We start from the raw sequence: 18,522 nt of genomic DNA on the forward strand, positions 1-18,522 counted from the left end.
CACATTGTGTTAAAAGAGGCAGCCCAGGCTGCCTCTTTGCTTTTGCAACGCGTCTGGCGCAGCGCGGTCGTCTTTCCGATGCACGCCGTCGACCGCGCCCGCCCAGTCCGGTGCGAGCCCGGCGCCCGGGCCGGCGCTCAAGCCGACGCCAAAACCGACGCCCAAGCCGGCGCCAATCCACGCCGCCCAGTCCGCTGACCGATCGATGAGTCCCGTCAAAGCCTCCCGCGTCCACCTGACCGCCGCCGCCACCGGGGCTCTGCCCCGCGCCCTGCTGCTGGCGATCTGCATCATCTACGGCGCCGTCGGCCTGTTCGGCCGCGACCCGTGGAAGAACGAGGACGCCGCCGGCTTCGGCGTGATGTGGCAGCTGGCCATCGGCGGGCTGCACGACTGGCTGATGCCCAATATCGCCGGCCGGCCCTACGGGCAGGACGGCCCGCTGGTGTTCTGGGTCGGCGCGACGATGATCCGCCTGGCCGGCGGGTGGCTTGGCGCGCCCGATGCCGCGCGGCTCGCCACCGCGCTGTTCTATTTCGCGACCTGTGCCTTCATCTGGTACGCGACCTATCTGCTCGGACGCCGTGCCGAGGTGCAGCCCTTCGCCTTCGCCTTCGGCGGCCAGCCCAATGCGCGCGACTACGGCCGCACGCTGGCCGATGGCGCGCTGCTGATCTTCCTGGCCTGCGTCGGCCTGGCCATGCGCGGCCACGAGACCACGCCGCAGGTCGGCCAGGTCTGCTTCGTCGCGATGAGCCTGTACGGCCTGGTGCGCAGCCTCGACATGCCGACCCAGGGCGCGCTGTGGCTGGGCGCCGGCCTGGGCGCGCTGACGCTGGCCAGCGGGCCGATCCTGCCGCTGGTGCTGTTTGCCGCGATCCTGATCGGCGCGCTGGTCTGCAAGCCGCTGCCACTGCGGCGCGTGCTGACGATCGCCCTGCCGATCGCGCTGGCGATGGTCGCGGCGTGGATGGCGGCGACCTATTTCGGCGCCGCGCATCGCGACGAGGCGGTCGCCTTCATCCGCGAATGGTCGCGCTACGACCGGCGTACCTACAGCTGGCCGAACGGCTTCGCGATCGGCTTCGTCGCCCGCAACTTCTTCCTGTTCTCGTGGCCGGTGTGGCCGATCGCGATCTGGTCCTGGCTGAGCTGGGCCGGCATGCGGCGCGGTCCCCATGTCGCGTTGCCGCTGGCGCTGCTGCTGCCGCTGTTCGTGCTGCTGCTGATGCTGCGCCAGCCCGGCGACGTGCAGTTCATCCTGCTGCTGCCGCCGATGGCGGTGCTGGCGGCCTTCGGCCTGCCGACGCTGACGCGCGCGACCATCAACGCGATCGACTGGTTCGCGCTGCTGTTCTTCACGATCTTCGGCGGCACCGTCTGGTTCATGTGGCTGGCCAAGACGACCGGCTGGCCGCCGCGGATCGCCAACAACATCTTCAAGCAGCTGCCCGGCTACCTGCATGTGTTCTCGGCCAGCGCGGTGCTGTTCGCGCTCGCGGCGACCGCGGCCTGGGTGCTGGTGGTGCGCTGGCGGCTGTCGCGCGCGCCCAAGCAGATCTGGCGCCCGGTGGTGATCTCGGCCGCCGGCACCACGCTGATGTGGGTGATGGCGATGACGTTGTGGCTGCCGTCGATCAACTACGGCAAGACCTACCGCGATGTGGCCGAGGCCGCCTCGATGGCGCTGCCGACCACCTACGAGTGCGTGCAGCCGATCCGCATGGGCGACGCGCAGCTGGCCTCGTTCGCGTTCTTCGGGCATTTCCGCTTCGGCGGCCCGGAGGACGGCTGCGACGTGCTGCTGCGGCACGACCCGGTCGACTACGGCGAGCCGTCCAGCATCTCGCGCTTCGAATGGCGGCTGATCTGGGAAGGCCGCCGCCCCTCGGACCGCGATGAACGCTTCCGCATGTACCAGCTGATCGAAAAGCCGCCAGCGCCGCCGCCGCGCAAGAGCACGCGCCGGCTGCCGCGGCAGCCTTGATCGGCGGTTGCTGGCAGCGCGGGGCAGCCGGCGCTTCCTCGCCTGCCAGCCCTGCCTGCGCTGCCTGCCCTTGCTCCGCCTCTCCCGGCGCCCTCGCGCAACAGTCCCGCCATCGCCCGGCCCGCGCCCTCGAACGACCATGACCCTGACCCAGGACCTTCGCCGCATCGCCGCGCTGGCCGGCCCCGTGCTGGTGGGCCAGCTGGCCGTGATCGCCTTCAGCGTGATCGACACCATCATGGCAGGCCGCGCCTCGGCCACCGACCTGGCCGCGGTCGGGCTGGGCGGCTCGATCTACGTGACGGTCTACATCAGCCTGATGGGGGTGCTGCAGGCGCTGGCGCCGATCGCCGGCCAGCTCTATGGCGCGGGCCGCCACGCCGAGATCGGCGTCGAGGTGCGCCAGGCCGCGTGGCTGGGGCTGGCGCTGGCCGTGCCGGGCATGCTGCTGCTCAGTTTTCCGGGCCCGCTGCTGGCGTTCGCCAAGGCGCCGCCCGAACTGGTCGACAAGGCCACCGCCTACCTGCATCTGCAGGCGTTCGGCCTGCCCGCGGCGCTGGGCTTTCGCATCTATTCGGCGCTGAACAATGCGCTGTCGCGGCCGATCATGGTGACGCTGCTGCAATTGCTGGGGCTGGCGGTCAAGATACCGCTCAACGCGTGGTTCATCCATGGCGGGCTGGGCCTGGCGCCGATGGGCGGGCCGGGCTGCGCGCTGGCGTCGACGCTGATCAGCTGGATGTGGTGCCTGTCCGGCGCGCTGATCCTGCGCCATGGCGGCGCCTATCGCCCGCTGGGCATCTTCGCCGCGTGGAGCTGGCCGATGCGTTCGCATCTGTGGGCGTTGCTGCGGCTGGGCGTGCCGATGGGGCTGACCTATCTGATCGAGATCACCTCGTTCACGCTGATGTCGGTCTTCATCACGCGGCTGGGCACGGTGACGCTGGCCGGCCACCAGATCATCGCCAACCTCGGCGCGGTGGCCTATATGCTGCCGCTGTCGCTGGGCATTGCCACCTCGACGCTGGTGGCGCAGGCGGTCGGCGCGCGCGACCGCGCCGGCGCGCGTCGCGTCGGCTGGCGCGGCATCCGGCTGGCGGCGGCACTGGCGCTGGCGGTCGGGGCAACGCTATGGCTGCTGCGCGCGCCGGTGCTGCGGGCCTATGCCAGCGATGCGGCGGTAGTACAGGCCGCGCTGCCGCTGGTGACCTTCGTCGCGCTTTATCAGGCCTTCGACGCCGTGCAGGTGACCACGGCCTTCGTGCTGCGCGCCTACAAGATCGCGCTGGTGCCGACCGTGATCTACGCGGTGTCGCTGTGGGGAATCGGCCTGGGCGGCGGCTATGTGCTGGGTTTCGGGCTGATCGACGGGATGCCGGCGTTCACGCACGGCGCCGCCGGTTTCTGGCTGGCCAACAGCCTGAGCCTGGCGATTGCCGGGGCGCTGCTGGTGTTCTATTTCATTCGGATCAGCGAGGAGCGCAGCTGAGGGGGTTGAGACCAGAGGTCGAACCCCACGGCACTCGCGGCGCTCCGCCCTTCCGCCCTTCCGCCCGGACAAATCGGGCGGCAAAATCCCGCGCCAAAAAGGAAAACCAAAAAGAAAAACCCGCATGGCGTTAACCATGCGGGTTGAGTTTTGGCGGAGTGGACGGGACTCGAACCCGCGACCCCCGGCGTGACAGGCCGGTATTCTAACCGACTGAACTACCACTCCTTAGTCGGCTTATCGATATTGCCGCACCGAGGTGCAGGCTTTACCGATAATCTGGACGTTTGATTACGCCCATTATCTGGCGTCCCCTAGGGGATTCGAACCCCTGTACTCACCGTGAAAGGGTGATGTCCTAGGCCTCTAGACGAAGGGGACAGAAACCTGTTTTTCAACACGTTCCGTCTTGTTTCGCGCATCGCGGCGAGCCGCTTTGCGGAAACGGATAACACCGTGCTGCTGATGTTACCGCTGGAATTTTGGTGGAGCTAAGCGGGATCGAACCGCTGACCTCTTGCATGCCATGCAAGCGCTCTCCCAGCTGAGCTATAGCCCCATAAGTACTGCTGCCGCCGTTATTGCCACCGGCGTTTCGTCTCTCGTTTCCAGATTATCCTTCGTTTTACCGAAGCGATTATCTTGTCGTTTCCAGCGAAGCCAAGATTATATAACAGCCTTGCTTTTTTGCAAGCCCCTATTTCACTTTTTTACTGCTTCGGTTTGTCGTCGATATCGCTTCGGATATTCGCCGCCGTTACCGCCGCGGTACTGCCGTGATGCCCGCTTGGTGTTGAACCGCGCTGCAGGGAGAAAGAGATTATGCGCAAGTCGCGGCAAAAGCGCAAGCCCCTGCCGCAACTTTTTTTGCTGAATCAGGCACCCACACCGGCCTGCAGCCGGCGCAGCACCGTATCGCGGCCGATCAGTTCCAGCACCGCGTCGATGCTCGGGGTCTGCAGCTGGCCGACTACCAGCAGCCGCACCGGCATCGCCAGCTTCGGCATCTTCAGGCCGAACTCGGCCAGCACCGCCTTGAACTCCGCAGAGATCGCCTCGCGGCGCCATTCGGCCAGGCCAGCAAGGCGCTCGGCCAGCGCGCGCACGGCCGGCACGATCTCGGCGGTCAGGTGCTCTGCCTTCAGCGCCGGATCGGGCTGCGGCTCGCCGCGATAGAACAGCAGCGCGGTCTGCGCGACCTCCTTGAGCGTATTGGCGCGATCCTTGACCAGCGCCACCACGCCCACCAGGTCGGCGCCTTCCACCTTGCCACCCAGCTGCTCGATGAAGGGTCGGGTCAGCTCGGCCAGCCGCTCGTTGTCGCCGACCTTGATGTAGTGGTTGTTCAGCCAGGCCAGCTTCTCGGGGTTGTACTGCGCCGGCGACTTGCCGAGGTGTTCGAGGTCGAACCACTCCACGAACTGATCGCGCGAGAAGATCTCGGCGTCGCCATGTGCCCAGCCCAGCCGCGCCAGATAGTTCAGCACCGCCTCGGGCAGATAGCCTTCGTCGCGATAGGCGGTCACCGCCATCGCGCCATGGCGCTTGCTCATCTTCTCGCCGTGCTCGTTCAGCACGGTCGGCAGGTGCGCGTAGACCGGCGGCGTGCCGCCCAGCGCGCGGATGATGTTGATCTGGCGCGGCGTGTTGTTGACGTGGTCGTCGCCGCGGATCACATGGGTGATCTTCATGTCGAGGTCGTCGATCACCACGCAAAAGTTGTAGGTCGGCGTGCCGTCCGGCCGCGCGATCACCAGGTCGTCGAGCTCGTCGTTCGAGATCTCGATGCGGCCCTTGACCGCGTCGTCCCACACCACGCTGCCGCCGATCGGATTCCTGAAGCGGACCACCGGATCGACGCCGGCCGGCGGCGTCGGCAGGACCTTGCCCGGCTCGGGCCGCCAGAAGCCGTTGTAGCGCGGCTTCTCGCCGCGCGCGCGTTGCTCCTCGCGCAGCGCGTCCAGCTCCTCGGTGCTCATATAGCAGTGGTAGGCCAGACCCGCGTCGAGCATCTGCCGGACCACCTCGCGGTAGCGGTCCATCCGCTGCATCTGGTAGAACGGGCCCTCGTCGATGTCCAGGCCCAGCCACTCCATGCTTTCGAGGATCACGTCGACCGCTTCCTGCGACGAGCGTTCGACGTCGGTGTCCTCGATGCGCAGGATGAAATCGCCCTTCATGCGACGGGCGAAGGCCCACGGATACAGCGCGGAGCGGATATTGCCCAGGTGGATGAAGCCGGTCGGGCTCGGGGCGAAGCGGGTGCGGACGCGTGTGGTCATAGACGGGAAACAGGGGGAATACCGCGGAAACTCGGCAAACAAAAAGGCCCGCGCAGCAACAGGCGGGGCCGACGATTCGGAGCGGGTTATTGTAGCAAAGGCCCCTGTCACCCCCGGCAGGCATATCTGTCACCCCTGCCCGTTCCGCAGGCCGCGCGGCGGAATCGTTTATGCTATCGCCCCGTCCGAACCGCTGCCCCGCCGGGCCCGCCCTCGAATGGCGCCGGTGGCTCGCTTAAGAACCGACGAACCGGCGGACCGGCGGACCGGCGGACCGACCTCCCGCCCGACCCTTTCATTTCCCGCATGCAACGACGTACCTTCCTGAGCGCGGCGGCGGGCGCCACCGCGGCGTCCCTGCTGGCGGCCTGCAGCCTGGGCCCCAAGCCTGACACTCCCGCCGAACCGTCCGCGATCACGCCGCCGCCGCGGCCCATCCGCATCGGCCTGGCGCTGGGCGGTGGCGCCGCGCGCGGCTTCGCCCATATCGGCGTGATCAAGACGCTGGAAGCGCACGGCATCCGCCCCGACCTGGTCACCGGCACCAGCGCCGGCGCCGTGGTCGCCGCGCTGTACGCCTCCGGCATGGACGGCTTCGAGCTGAACAAGCATGCGCTGAAGATGGACGAGGCCACCATCGCCGACTGGGCGCTGCCGTTCGGCACGCGCTTCGGCGGCTGGCTCAAGGGCGAGGCGCTGCAGAACTATGTGAACCGGCTGGTGGACAACCGGCCGATCGAGGCAATGAAGATCCCGCTGGGCATCGTCGCCACCGACCTGAAGACGGGCCGCGCGATCCTGTTCCGGCGCGGCAACACCGGACAGGCGGTGCGCGCCTCCAGCAGCGTGCCGGGCGTGTTCCAGCCGGTGTCGATCCAGGGGCACGACTATGTCGACGGCGGCCTGGTCGAGCCGGTGCCGGTGGATTCGGCACGCAGCATGGGCGCGGACTTCGTCATCGCGGTCAATATCTCGGCCGATCCGGCCAGCCAGAACAATGCCGGCCAGAGCGGCGTGCTGCTGCAGACCACGGCGATCATGGGGCAATCGATCAACCGGCTCGCGCTGGCGCGCGCCGACGTGGTGATCCGTCCCGATCTGCCCGACATGAGCGGCAGCGACTTCGGCGCGCGCAACCGCGCGATCCTGGCCGGCGAGAAGGCCGCCGTCGCCGCCCTGCCCGCGCTGCGCGAGAAGCTGGCGCAGGCGCGGCTGCAGCCGGTCGCTCCGATTGCGGGCAAGTAGGCGGCGGAAGTAGGCGGCGGGAAGCAGGCGCGGAAGTAGACAAGGCGGGCGCAAGGAACTACCGCGCAAACAAACGAGGCAAACAAAAAGGACTGCCGAGGCAGTCCTTTTTGTTGCATGGCGATCGGCACGGATTGGCACGGATTGGCACGGATTGGCGCCGATTCGACACCGTGTCGCACCGATCGGCGCCACGCGGCGCCCTCGCCGCTCAGCCGCCGTAGAACGTGCGTCCGCTGGCGTTCGGATCGAAGCGCTTGAGCGTCTCGACCATGCCGCCGATGCCGCCTGCCGCGCCGTTGTCGCGCTCGGGCATATCGTCGATGCGGCGCGCGCCGTTGTAGCGCGTGACCCAGTAGGCCGAACGCATGTCGTCGACGCGGATCTTGCTGCCGGTCGACGGCGCGTGCACGAACTTGTTGTCGCCAATATAGATGCCCACATGCGAGAACGCGTGGCGCATCGTGTTGAAGAACACCAGATCGCCCGGGCGCAGCTCGTGCGCGGCGACGTTGGTGCCGACGCGGCTGATCTCGACCGAGCGCCGCGGCAGCATGAAGCCGAAGGTGTCATTGAAGACGTAGCGGACGAAGCCGCTGCAGTCCAGGCCCGATTCCGGCGTGTTGCCGCCGAAGCGATAACGGACACCGATCAGGCCCAGCGCGTTCATCACCAGGTCGCCGGCCTTGTTGGCGACATGGCTCGTCGAATTCATCATCGACGACAGCAGGCCCTTCCTCGGCTCGGACTGCTGCGGGGCCTCGACGCTCAGCTCCGCGCCGGGTTCCTTGAACACCGTGTCAGCCAGGGCTCCATTCGACAAGGCCGCGCCGCATGCCAGGGTCAGTCCGATGGCGGCACGCGCCAGGGAATGAAGCACCGTTCGCTGCATGGGTTCTCCCGTTGGTTCCGGTTCGGATGGTTCAAATCACACGATCCCTCACGCGACGCGGCAATCCATCGTCGTGTGGATCGGAGATGACTATGTGGAAAAACTGCTGAGGGCGGATGTCGGCACCGAATCATCCCGACAACGGCGTCGGGGCACGGCGTGCATGCATCCGCTAGGAGACGTGCGGCGTGCAAACCACCCACACATCAAGTTCTCGCGGGATGGTATAAGGTCACGCCAGCGATGTCAAAGTTCGTTACAAAATCGGCCGAAATCGCCATGTAATCAACGGAATAGCGAGGGACTTGCACGCTAATTCTTCCGATTGACCGCAATATCGGACATGAGCGCGGACATGGAGCGGAGACATCGGCGGGATCAACCCGGCCAGCCGCCCACGTCTCCAGGACGCGGTTCCAGGCCCCGCCCCAGCACCGAATCCATGCCGAGCTGGGCGGCCCGCATCAACTTGCGCGTGTAGGCATGCTGCGGTGCGCCCAGCACCGCCTCGGTTTCGCCCGCCTCGACCACCTCGCCGCCCTTCATCACGATGACCCGGTGCGCCATCGCCCGGATCACGGCCAGATCGTGGCTGATAAACAGGTAGCTGAGGTTGTACTTGCGCTGCAGCTGCGCCAGCAGCGCCAGCACCTGCTGCTGGATCGATACGTCGAGCGCGGAGGTCGGTTCGTCGAGCACCACCACCTGCGGCTTGAGGATCAGCACGCGCGCGATGGCGATGCGCTGGCGCTGTCCGCCGGAGAATTCATGCGGATAGCGTCCCAGCGCGGTCCGGTCCAGCCCGACTTCGCGCAGCGCCTCGATCACGCGCTCACGCATCGCCTCGCGCGACAGACCGGGCTGATGCAGCGCCAGGCCTTCGCCGACGATCTGCTCGATCGTCATGCGCGGCGACAGCGAGCCGAACGGGTCCTGGAACACCACCTGCAGCCGGGCCCGCAGCGACGCTCGCTCGGCCCGCTTGACCTGGTCCAGGCTGCGGCCGAGGAACTGGATCTGGCCACCGCTCTTGCGCTGCAAGGCCAGCACGGCATGGGCCAGCGTGGTCTTGCCCGAGCCGGACTCCCCGACGATGCCCAGCGTCTCGCCCTCGCGCAGATCGAAATCGACCTCCTTGACGGCGCGCACCACGTCGCGCCCGAACCAGCCCGCCAGCCCGCGCCGCTTGCGCGTGTAGTTGACGTCAAGTCCACGCGCGCTCAGCAGGGTCGGCGCCAGCGGCAGCACCGGCACCACGTCGCGCCGGGGGCGGCTGTCGATCAGCCGCTGCGTATACGGATGGCGCGGGTTGGCGAAGACCTCGGCGGTCTCGCCGATCTCGACCAGCACGCCCTGCTCCATCACGCCGATACGCTGGGCGAACGCGCGCACCATGTTCAGGTCGTGCGTGATCAGCATCACCGCCATGCCGAACTCGGCCTGCAGGTCGCGCAGCAACTCGAGGATCTGCACGCGGATGGTGACGTCGAGCGCGGTGGTCGGCTCGTCGGCCAGCAGCAGCTTCGGCCGGCAGGCCAGCGCCATCGCGATCATCGCGCGCTGGCGCTGGCCGCCCGACAGCTGGTGCGGGAAACTGTCGAAGCGGTGCGCGGCCTCTTCGATGCCGGTACGCTCGAGCAGCGCGATCGCGCGATCGCGCGCGGCGCGCTTGTCCAGCCCCTCGTGCAGCTCCAGCGTCTCGACGATCTGGTTGCCGACGGTATAGAGCGGGTTCAGCGCGGTCATCGGCTCCTGGAAGATCATCGCGATGTCGCTGCCGCGGATCGCGCGGATCTCCCGGTCGGGCACGCGCAGCAGGTCGCGCCCCTCGAAGTGGATCGCGCCCTGGTAGCGCGCATCCTCGACCAGCCGCAGCATCGACAGCGCGGTCACGGTCTTGCCGGAGCCGGACTCGCCGACCAGCGCGAAGCGTTCGCCGGGTCGCAGCGAGAAACTGACATCGCGCACCGCGCGGGTCGCCTCCGGGCCGTCCCCGAAGGTCACCGACAGGCGGTCGACGCGGATCAGCGCCGGGTCGGCGGCGTCCGGCGGTGCGCCCACGGGCTGCGGCGGCATCGTGATCGGAAGGTCGTTCATGGGCGCGCTCCCGCGGCGGACTGCCCCGCCGCCGCGGCGTCCGCCGCCGGTCCGCCCGCCGATCCCGCCGAGGGGTCGGGCAGCTTGGGTTCGACCCGGCCGCGCAGCGCCGCCAGGCCCAGCCGCGTATCGAAGGCATCGCGCAGCGCGTCGCCCATGAAGGTCAGCAGCAGCAGCGTGACCACCAGCACGCCGAAGGTCGACAGCGAGATCCACCACGCGTCCAGATTGGCCTTGCCCTGCGCCAGCAGCTCGCCCAGGCTCGGCGTGGTCGGCGGCACGCCCAGGCCAAGGAAGTCCAGGCTCGTCAGCGCCAGGATCGCGGCGCTCATGCGGAACGGCAGGAAGGTGATCACCGGCGTCAGGCTGTTGGGCAGGATATGGCGCCACATGATCTGCACATTGGACAGGCCCAGCGCGCGCGCCGCCTTGACGTAGTCGAGCGAGCGGTTGCGGTAGAACTCGGCGCGCACATAGTCCGACAAACCCATCCAGCCGAACAGCGACAGCAGGATGATCAGCAGCGCCAGGCTCGGCTCGAAGATCGACGCGAAGATGATCAGCAGATACAGCTCGGGCATCGAGCTCCAGATCTCGATCGCGCGCTGCGAGATCAGGTCGAAGCGCCCGCCGAAGAAGCCCATCAGCGCGCCGGTGATGGTGCCGATCACCACGCCGATCACGGTCAGCGCCAGGCCGAACAGCACCGACACGCGGAAGCCGTAGATCAGCCGCGCCAGCACGTCGCGGCCGCGGTCGTCGGTGCCGAGCCAGTTCTCCGACGACGGCGGCGCGGGATTCGGCTCCTTGGCGAAGTAGTTCAGCGTGTCGTACGAATAGCGGTTGGGCGGATAGATGGCCCAGTTGCCGTTGCTGGTGATGCGCTGGCGGATGAAGGGATCGAGATAGTCGGTCGGGGTCGGGAAGTCGCCGTCGAAGGTCGTCTCGGCATAGGTCTGCACGATCGGGAAATACCACTCGCCGCGGTACTTGACCACCAGCGGGCGGTCGCTCGACAGCACCTCGGCGAACATGCTGAGCACGAACAGCACGACGAAGGCGATCAGGCTCCAGTAGCCGAGCCGGTTGCGGCGGAAGCGCTGCCAGGCGCGCTGGCGCGGCGACAGCGAGGACGGCAGCCGGTCCAGGCGCGGCGGCCGCGGGGTCGAGCGGAAAGGAGTTTGCCAACGCGGGATCATCGCGGCATGGCCTCGAAATGGATGCGGGGGTCGACCAGCACGTAGCAGACATCGGAGATCAGCCGGGTCACCAGGCCGATCAGCGTGAACAGGTACAGCGTGCCCAGCACGACCGGATAGTCGCGGCGCAGCACCGCCTCGTAGGACAGCAGGCCCAGCCCGTCGAGCGAGAACAGCGTCTCGATCAGCAGCGAGCCGGTGAAGAAGGCGCCGATGAAGGCCGCCGGGAAGCCCGTCACCAGCGGGATCAGCGCATTGCGGAAGATATGCTTCCACAGCACGCGCCGCTCCGACAGGCCCTTGGCGCGCGCGGTCAGCACATACTGCTTGCGCACCTCTTCCAGGAACGCGTTCTTGGTCAGCATCGTCACCACGGCGAAGCTGCCGACCACGGACGCGGTGATCGGCAGCACCAGGTGCCACAGATAGTCCATCACCTTGCCCATCAATGACAGCTGCTCCCAGTTGTCCGAGGTCAGGCCGCGCAGCGGGAACCACTGCACGAAGGTGCCGCCGCCGAACAGCACCAGCAGCAGCACGCCCAGCACGAAGCCCGGGATCGCGTAGCCGACCAGCACGATCATGCTGGTCACCACGTCGAAGCGGCTGCCCGCCCGGATCGCCTTGGCGATGCCGAGCGGCACCGATATCAGATAGGTCAGGAAGAAGGTCCACAGGCCCAGGCTGACCGAGACCGGCAGCTTGGACTTGACCAGCTCCCACACGCTGCGGTGCTGGAAGTAGCTCTGGCCCAGATCGAACTGCGCAAAGCGCTTGAGCATCATCCAGTAGCGCTCCAGCGGCGGCTTGTCGAAGCCGTACAGCGCCTGGATCTCCTTGATCTTCTCGGGGTCGACGCCGCGTCGGCCGCGATATTCGGCACCGCCGCCGCTGGCCTCGCCGCCGCCCCCGCGGCCCTTGAGCTCCATCATCATCTGCTCGACCGGGCCGCCGGGCACGAACTGGATCACGACGAAGGTCAGCGTGATGACGCCGATCAGCGTCGGGATCATCAGCAGAACGCGTTTGAGCAGATAGGCCAGCATGCCGTTTCCTGTTGTCCTTTGGCGCCAGTCGCGGCCATCGCCGCGCTCAGCGCGCCGCCTTGGCCGGGCCTGGCTTCGCTTCGGCCGCCGTCGCCTGGGCCGCCTTCGCCTGCGCAGCGGGCACATCGCTGCGCCACCAGCTGCTCAGCACCCAGCCCTCGGCCGTGTAGTAGTACGGCAGCCGCTGCGGATAGACCAGCTCGCGCCGGTAGGCCACGCGATGCGAGGCGCTGTACCAGTTCGGCACCACGTAGTAGCCGTGCATCAGCACGCGGTCGAGCGCGCGCGACGCATTGATCAGGTCCTTGCGCGTATGCGCGCGCAGCACCTGGTCGACCAGCTTGTCGACCGCGGGCGATTTCAGCCCGAACAGATTGTCCGAGCCCGGCATCGAGGCCGCCTCGCTGGTGAAGCGATCGCGCAGTTCGTTGCCCGGGCTCTGCGAATCGGGGAAGCGGATCGACACCACGTCGAAGTCGAAGTCTTCCAGCCGCTTCTGGTACAGCGCGAAGTCGGTGGTGCGCTGATGGACCTGGATGCCGAGCTTCTCCAGGTTGCGTACATAGGTCGTGATGACGCGGCTCATCGCGCCGCCGTCGTCGAGGAACTCGAACACGAAGGGCTCGCCCCTGGCGTTGCGCAGCGCGCCGTCGCTGTAGGTCCAGCCCGCCTGCGCCAGTAGCCGGCGCGCTTCGCGCAGGTTGTCGCGCAGCGAGCGCGGCGGCTCGGTGGTCGGCTGCGTGACAATGGGACCGAATACCTCGGGCGCCAGCTGGTCGCGCAGCGGCTCCAGCAAGGCCAGCTCGCCGGGGCCGGGACGGCCGTCGAAGGTTGCGCTGGCGGCCAGTTCGCTGTTGGAGAACCAGCTGTCGAGGCGCTTGTAGGCGCCGTAGAACAGCTGCCGGTTCAGCCATTCGAAATCCAGCGCGAGGATCAGCGCCTGGCGCACGCGCACGTCCTGGAACAGCGGCTTGCGCATGTTCATCACGAAGCCCTGCATGCCCGCGCCATTGCGGTGCGGGAATTCGGTCTTCATCAGCTCGCCGTTGGCGAAGCGCTTGCCGACATAGCTCTTGGCCCAGCTCTTGGAGCGGTACTCGACGATGGCGTCGAATTCGCCGGCCTTGAAGGCCTCCAACCGCGCGGTCTCGTCCTTGTAGAGGCGGTACACCACGCGGTCGAAGTTGAAGGTGCCGCGCCGCACCGCCAGGTCCTTGCCCCAGTAGTTCGGATTGCGCTTGTAGATGATGCCGCGGCCGGCGTCGTAGCGCTCGATCAGATAGGGACCGCTGGTGACGGGCGTCTCGAAGGTCAGCTTCTCGAACGGCACCTTGGCCGTCCATTTGCGCGAGAACACCGGCAGCGAGCCGACGATCAGCGGCAGCTCGCCGTTGCGCTGCTTGAAGTCGTAGCGCACCGTCCGGTCGTCGATCACGGTCAGCGATTTGACGTCGGCGCACATGCTGCGATAGCCGGGGCTCGAGGCCTTGCTCATCAGCATGTCGAAGGAATACTTGACGTCGCTGGCCAGCACCGGATCGCCGTTGTGGAAGCGCGCCTGCGGATGGATGCGGAAGGTCACCGACAGCTCGTCGGGGGCCACCGTGACGTCTTCGGCCAGCAGGCCGTAGGCGCTGGCGGTCTCGTCGGCGCTGCCGATCAGCAGCGACTCGAACATCAGCGAGGTCAGGCCCGGCGCGGCGACGCCCTTCAGCGTGAACGGGTTGAACTTGTCGAAGCTGGTGCGCCGGTCCGGATTCGCCAACGTCAGCGTGCCGCCGCGGGGGGCATCGGGATTGACGTAGTCGAAATGGTGGAAGTCGGGCGGGTACTTCAGGTCGCCGTGCAGCGCGAAGCCGTGCGCGGCCCATGCCGTGGTCGGCATCGTCGGCAACAGCGCGGCCACCAGGGCGGCTGCGGCGGACCGTGCCAGCATCTGGACCAGGCCGGTGCGAGTCCGCGCCCGGATACGATGCCATGCCGAAAACGGCCCTGCTGCTTGCCTTTGCATCCGGTCGATGCCCTCCCCCAGAACTTCGCTTGCCAAGTACGGCCGCGGTCGGTGCCCGGGCCAAGTTGTGCGACAATTTTACCTTCGTTCGGCGGCGTTCCAGCCATCCGGACATTCCAGTACGCGGCGTGGCCGCGGCCGCAACGGGCCTGCCCGCTCGCCATCGGCGATCCGGTACGGCAAGCGGGTCGGTCATCCGGCCCTGCGGCCCGGCGAGGCTCAGCACGAACCGTGCCCGGCAGCGTGCCCCACGCCGGCGCGCCGCGAACGCGCATCACAAGACCACCATGGAGAACTTATGGGATTTCTGGCAGGTAAGCGGATCCTGATCACCGGCTTGCTGTCGAACCGCTCGATCGCCTACGGCATCGCGTCGGCCTGCAAGCGCGAAGGCGCGGAACTGGCCTTCACCTATGTCGGCGAGCGCTTCAAGGACCGTATCCAGGACTTTGCCAAGGAATTCGGCAGCGATCTGGTATTCGAATGCGATGTGTCGAGCGACGAGCAGATCGCCGCCACCTTCGCCGCGCTCGGCCAGCGCTGGGACAAGCTCGACGGCCTGGTCCATTCGATCGGCTTCGCCCCGCGCGAGGCGATCGCCGGCGACTTCCTCGACGGCCTGTCGCGCGAGGCGTTCCGCGTCGCCCACGACATCTCGGCCTACAGCTTCCCGGCGCTCGCCAAGGCCGCGCTGCCGCTGCTGTCGGACAAGGCCTCGCTGCTGACGCTGACCTATCTGGGCAGCGAACGCGTGGTGCCCAACTACAACACGATGGGCCTGGCCAAGGCGTCGCTGGAAGCCAGCGTGCGCTACCTGGCCGCCTCGGTCGGCCCGCGCGGCATCCGCGCCAACGGCATCTCGGCCGGCCCGATCAAGACGCTGGCCGCCTCGGGCATCAAGGGCTTCGGCAAGCTGCTCGGCCACTTCGAGGAAGCCGCCCCGCTGCGCCGCAACGTCACCATCGAGGAAGTCGGCAACGTCGCGGCCTTCCTGCTGTCGGACCTGTCGAGCGGCGTGACCGGCGAGATCACGTACGTCGACGCGGGCTTCAATATCGTCGGCGCCAGCCTGCCGGAAGGCGAGTAAGGTCGTAGAGGGCCGAACAGGGGCGAACAGGGACGGATAACCGGGCTGTCTGTGCACCGCCGATCGCGTTTGACCGCCGCAGTGCCGACGGATACAATGCGCGGCTTCGGGGCGTAGCGCAGCCTGGTAGCGCATCTGATTTGGGATCAGAGGGTCGCATGTTCGAATCATGTCGCCCCGACCAGAACGACAAGGGTTAGCAGGCCACGGCCGGCTAACCCTTTTTCTCTTCCGACCGCCCTTAGCTCAGTTGGATAGAGCACTCGCCTTCTAAGCGAGCGGTCGCACGTTCGAATCGTGCAGGGCGGGCCACACCTCTTTGGTGGCGGCAAAGGCACTCCCAGGCGGAGACTATTCCGCCCGATTTCCCCTCTGCTTTTATCGCCGCCGGTTCACAAAGCCTGCCGCGCCGACGCCACGTTTCGCCGGTTCCCGCCCGCGTACGGGAACTAAAGGCAGGCGCCGGGAACCCAAAATGCTGCAGGTGCGTTCGTGCTATAATCGCGCATCCGCAAAGGCGGCCGTCCGGCTGCCCATCATGGAGCCACAAAGGAAGGAAGCTTGGCTAAGGAAGAACTCATTGAATTCGGCGGCGTCGTTTCGGAAGCGCTGCCCGACAACCGCTATCGCGTGCTGCTGGAAAACGGCGTGGAAATCTGGGCCTACGCATCGGGCAAGATGCAGAAGCACCGGATCCGTATTCTGGCCGGCGACCGCGTGACGCTGGAAATGTCGCCCTACGACCTGACCAAGGGTCGCATCAACTTCCGTCACAAGAGCTGATACCGGACCGCCCGGTCCAACGGTTTCGCTCCTGTTCGGCGTCGCGGCGACGACGCGATTCTGCTCGTCGCCTGGCCGCGTCGTGCCTCCCACCCAGCGCAGCTTGCACGCGGTCACTCGATCCGAATGACCGCGACGGTGGCATTCGCGCGTCTGGCGGGAAGATGCCTCGCCGCACCCCTTCGAGGTGCCGGTGCACTGGCATCGACCGCGCCGCCCTCCCCCTGAAGTTCGACACGGGCCTCGCCTTCGGTCGCCCCTTTGCCGGTCGCCCCGTCGCCGCTCTCTTCATTGCTGGTCGCCCCGGCGTCGCTCTTCCCTTACCCCTTGCCGGTCGTCTCGTTGCCGGTCGTCCCGTCACGACACGCATTGTGACCGTCGCGGGACCGTCATCTTGCTGTCATCGACGCCGCCGATACTCCCGCGTCGCCCGGTGACATGATCCTGTCACCGGCATGGCGGCGCATTGCCCACGCCATGTCGGTGCGCGATACTGACCGCGGCATCGACTGGCCGGCCACGCACCGGAAGACGGCGCCGACACCACGGACCGGACGCCGCGTCGAACGCAGGCCCGACACCCCAGTCGAATCGATCCAGACGGAGCCGCTACCGGTCTCCGGAGTTCCAACACGAACGACCACCGCACGGCATTCGCGCCGTGCCGATCTCCAGCAATGAACCTGATCCTGTGGCGCCACGCCGAAGCGGAAGCGCTCCCCGATGTTGCCGGCATGGGCCGCGCCGCGGACCTGCAACGTGCCCTGACCCGCCGCGGCCGCAAGCAGGCCGAAGCCTCGGCCGCCTGGCTGCGGGCGCATCTGCCGCCCGATGCGCGGCTGTTGTGCAGCCCCGCGCAGCGCAGCCGCGAAACCGCCGCGGCGCTGCGCGCCGACGCGCTGGTGGTGCCCGCGCTGGCGCCAGACAGCGATGTCACCGACGTGCTGGCGGCGATCGACTGGCCGCATGCGGCCGGTACCACGGTCGTGGTCGGCCATCAGCCCTGGATCGGCCGGCTCGCGGCTCTGCTGCTCGCCGGCACGGAGATCAGCTGGAGCATCCGCAAGAGCGGCATCTGGTGGCTGACGGCCCGCACGCGCGAGCACGAGGACCAGGTCGTGCTGCGCGCGGTGATCAATCCCGAATTCCTGTGACCTTCGTCCGGCGGCGCTGCGTGGCGAGGTGATCGTCGCCACGCCGTCATGTCGCGACGCCTTCATGTCGCGACGCCTTCATGCCGCGACGCGACGCCCTCATGCCGCGACGCCCTCATGCCGCGACGCCCTCATGCCGCGACGCCTTCATGCCGCGACGCCCTCATGCCGCGACGTCCTCATGCCGCGACGTCCTCTGTCGCGACAGGTTCATGCCGCCACGCCCTCATCTGCCACGGCAGCACGGTCACGCAACCGTCATCGCCGGTTCACGGCTCTGTCACCGCTCCCCTCTACATTGTTTCGCAGCCATGTTGTCATCGAAAGGACATCTGATGCGAGACCTCCCGACGCCTACCCAGCCGCTCTTCGATTCCTTGCCCAATGGCCTGGCGGGCCATCCGGGCCGGAGGCGTCTTCATCGCCAATCCGTTGCGCAGCAAGATGCAGCGCCTGCTCTCAGCGTGGCGTGGGCGCGCCACCAGGACGAAGTAGTCGAAGCGCAGCGCCTGCGCTACAAGGTATTTGCCGAGGAGATGGGCGCGCGCCTGTCGACCTCGTCGCCCGAGCTCGACATCGACATGTTCGATGCCTACTGCGACCACCTGATCGTGCGCGACCTCGCCACGCTGAAGGTCGTGGGTACCTACCGCGTGCTGCCGCCGCACCAGGCCAAGCGCATCGGCTGCCTGTACGCCGAATCGGAATTCGACCTGGTCCGGCTGGCGCATCTGAAGCCGAAGATGGTCGAACTGGGCCGCTCGTGCGTGCATCGCGACTACCGCACCGGCAGCGTCATCATGGCGCTGTGGGGCGGGCTGGGCGAGTACCTGCAGCGCTGGGGCATCGAGTCGATGCTCGGCTGCGCGAGCGTGCCGATCAACGATGGCGGCCATATCGCCGCGAGCCTGAGCCGCGTGTTCGCGCGCGATTATCTGGCGCCGATCGAATACCACGCGTTTCCGCGGCTGCCGTTGCCGGTGCACGAGCTGAACCAGGACCTGGAAGTCGAGCCGCCGGCGCTGATCAAGGGCTATCTGCGCCTGGGCGCACGCATCTGCGGCATGCCGGCCTGGGATCCGGACTTCAACGTGGCGGATTTCCTCACGCTGCTGCGCGTCGGGGACATGAATCCGCGTTACGCGCGGCATTTCCTCGGGCTGCAGCGCTAAGAGGTTGAGGGGTTGAGGCGGCGCGCCAGTCGCGCGCTGTCTCCTCTCGCCTCCTCTCCCGCAGGCCATGGGCCAACA

Annotated in this window: 13 protein-coding genes and 5 tRNA genes; 9 read left to right on the plus strand and 9 right to left on the minus strand. The window is 67.4% G+C overall.

The genetic code is table 11. The features are described 5' to 3' along the window. Positions 1-205: 205 nt before the first annotated feature. Together KZ686_RS13375 and KZ686_RS13380 are read left to right on the plus strand one after the other, a co-directional pair. Entirely contained in the window at positions 206-1,987 is a 1,782-nt protein-coding gene (locus KZ686_RS13375; protein ID WP_149319852.1) for an ArnT family glycosyltransferase, read from the plus strand. A 139-nt stretch (positions 1,988-2,126) separates the two neighbouring features. Next, positions 2,127-3,476: an MATE family efflux transporter gene (locus KZ686_RS13380; RefSeq protein ID WP_150082644.1), complete on the plus strand. Its 1,350-nt coding sequence runs from the start codon at positions 2,127-2,129 to the stop codon at positions 3,474-3,476. Positions 3,477-3,627: 151 nt separating this feature from the next. On the opposite strand, the gene KZ686_RS13385 is transcribed toward KZ686_RS13380, so the two are convergent. The 4 genes from KZ686_RS13385 to gltX all read right to left on the minus strand — a co-directional run bounded on the left by KZ686_RS13385 (position 3,628) and on the right by gltX (position 5,758). Next, a tRNA-Asp gene (locus tag KZ686_RS13385) sits at positions 3,628-3,704 on the minus strand. A 77-nt stretch (positions 3,705-3,781) separates the two neighbouring features. Further along, positions 3,782-3,857, minus strand: a tRNA-Glu gene (locus KZ686_RS13390). Between the two features lie 102 nt (positions 3,858-3,959). Next, positions 3,960-4,035: transfer RNA gene (locus KZ686_RS13395), tRNA-Ala, on the minus strand. A 316-nt stretch (positions 4,036-4,351) separates the two neighbouring features. Next, a complete protein-coding gene (gene gltX / locus KZ686_RS13400; RefSeq protein ID WP_226107637.1) occupies positions 4,352-5,758 on the minus strand; it encodes a glutamate--tRNA ligase in 1,407 nt (468 codons plus the stop codon). A gap of 306 nt (positions 5,759-6,064) precedes the next feature. On the opposite strand from gltX, the gene KZ686_RS13405 reads away from it, so the two are divergent. Beyond that, complete coding sequence (locus tag KZ686_RS13405; protein WP_265632617.1) at positions 6,065-7,003, plus strand: patatin-like phospholipase family protein; 939 nt, start codon at positions 6,065-6,067, stop codon at positions 7,001-7,003. Positions 7,004-7,214: 211 nt separating this feature from the next. Here the strand turns inward: KZ686_RS13405 and KZ686_RS13410 are convergent, their stop codons facing one another. From KZ686_RS13410 to KZ686_RS13430, 5 genes are all read right to left on the minus strand, one after another. Then, positions 7,215-7,895 carry a C40 family peptidase gene (locus KZ686_RS13410; protein WP_149319848.1) on the minus strand — a complete coding sequence of 227 codons (681 nt, stop codon included), beginning with the start codon at positions 7,893-7,895 and terminating at the stop codon, positions 7,215-7,217. Between the two features lie 378 nt (positions 7,896-8,273). After that, on the minus strand, positions 8,274-9,971 hold the full coding sequence (locus KZ686_RS13415) for an ABC transporter ATP-binding protein (RefSeq protein WP_226107690.1): 1,698 nt from the start codon (positions 9,969-9,971) through the stop codon (positions 8,274-8,276). Positions 9,972-9,988: 17 nt separating this feature from the next. Then, a complete protein-coding gene (locus tag KZ686_RS13420; RefSeq protein WP_149319847.1) occupies positions 9,989-11,191 on the minus strand; it encodes an ABC transporter permease in 1,203 nt (400 codons plus the stop codon). Then, a complete protein-coding gene (locus KZ686_RS13425; RefSeq protein WP_149319846.1) occupies positions 11,188-12,237 on the minus strand; it encodes a microcin C ABC transporter permease YejB in 1,050 nt (349 codons plus the stop codon). Before KZ686_RS13425 ends, KZ686_RS13420 begins: the two co-directional genes overlap by 4 nt. A gap of 46 nt (positions 12,238-12,283) precedes the next feature. Beyond that, on the minus strand, positions 12,284-14,173 hold the full coding sequence (locus KZ686_RS13430; RefSeq protein ID WP_322784869.1) for an extracellular solute-binding protein: 1,890 nt from the start codon (positions 14,171-14,173) through the stop codon (positions 12,284-12,286). A gap of 373 nt (positions 14,174-14,546) precedes the next feature. Here KZ686_RS13430 and fabI point away from each other — a divergent pair, with 373 nt between their 5' ends. The 6 genes from fabI to KZ686_RS13460 all read left to right on the plus strand — a co-directional run bounded on the left by fabI (position 14,547) and on the right by KZ686_RS13460 (position 18,444). Continuing rightward, the gene (gene fabI, locus KZ686_RS13435) at positions 14,547-15,335 is read left to right on the plus strand and encodes an enoyl-ACP reductase FabI (RefSeq protein WP_006578939.1); all 789 of its coding nucleotides are present in this window, start codon (positions 14,547-14,549) and stop codon (positions 15,333-15,335) included. Between the two features lie 107 nt (positions 15,336-15,442). Beyond that, positions 15,443-15,519 (plus strand) — tRNA-Pro (locus KZ686_RS13440). A 51-nt stretch (positions 15,520-15,570) separates the two neighbouring features. Beyond that, positions 15,571-15,647: transfer RNA gene (locus KZ686_RS13445), tRNA-Arg, on the plus strand. A 249-nt stretch (positions 15,648-15,896) separates the two neighbouring features. After that, on the plus strand, positions 15,897-16,118 hold the full coding sequence (gene infA / locus KZ686_RS13450) for a translation initiation factor IF-1 (RefSeq protein ID WP_006578938.1): 222 nt from the start codon (positions 15,897-15,899) through the stop codon (positions 16,116-16,118). 677 nt (positions 16,119-16,795) lie between these two features. Then, complete coding sequence (locus tag KZ686_RS13455; RefSeq protein WP_149319844.1) at positions 16,796-17,272, plus strand: SixA phosphatase family protein; 477 nt, start codon at positions 16,796-16,798, stop codon at positions 17,270-17,272. Between the two features lie 335 nt (positions 17,273-17,607). Further along, positions 17,608-18,444, plus strand: coding sequence for a GNAT family N-acetyltransferase (locus tag KZ686_RS13460; RefSeq protein WP_149319843.1), 837 nt, complete (start codon positions 17,608-17,610; stop codon positions 18,442-18,444). The last annotated feature ends 78 nt before the right edge of the window (positions 18,445-18,522 follow it).

Source organism: Cupriavidus cauae (assembly GCF_026210475.1).
Classification (GTDB): Bacteria; Pseudomonadota; Gammaproteobacteria; order Burkholderiales; family Burkholderiaceae; genus Cupriavidus; species Cupriavidus cauae.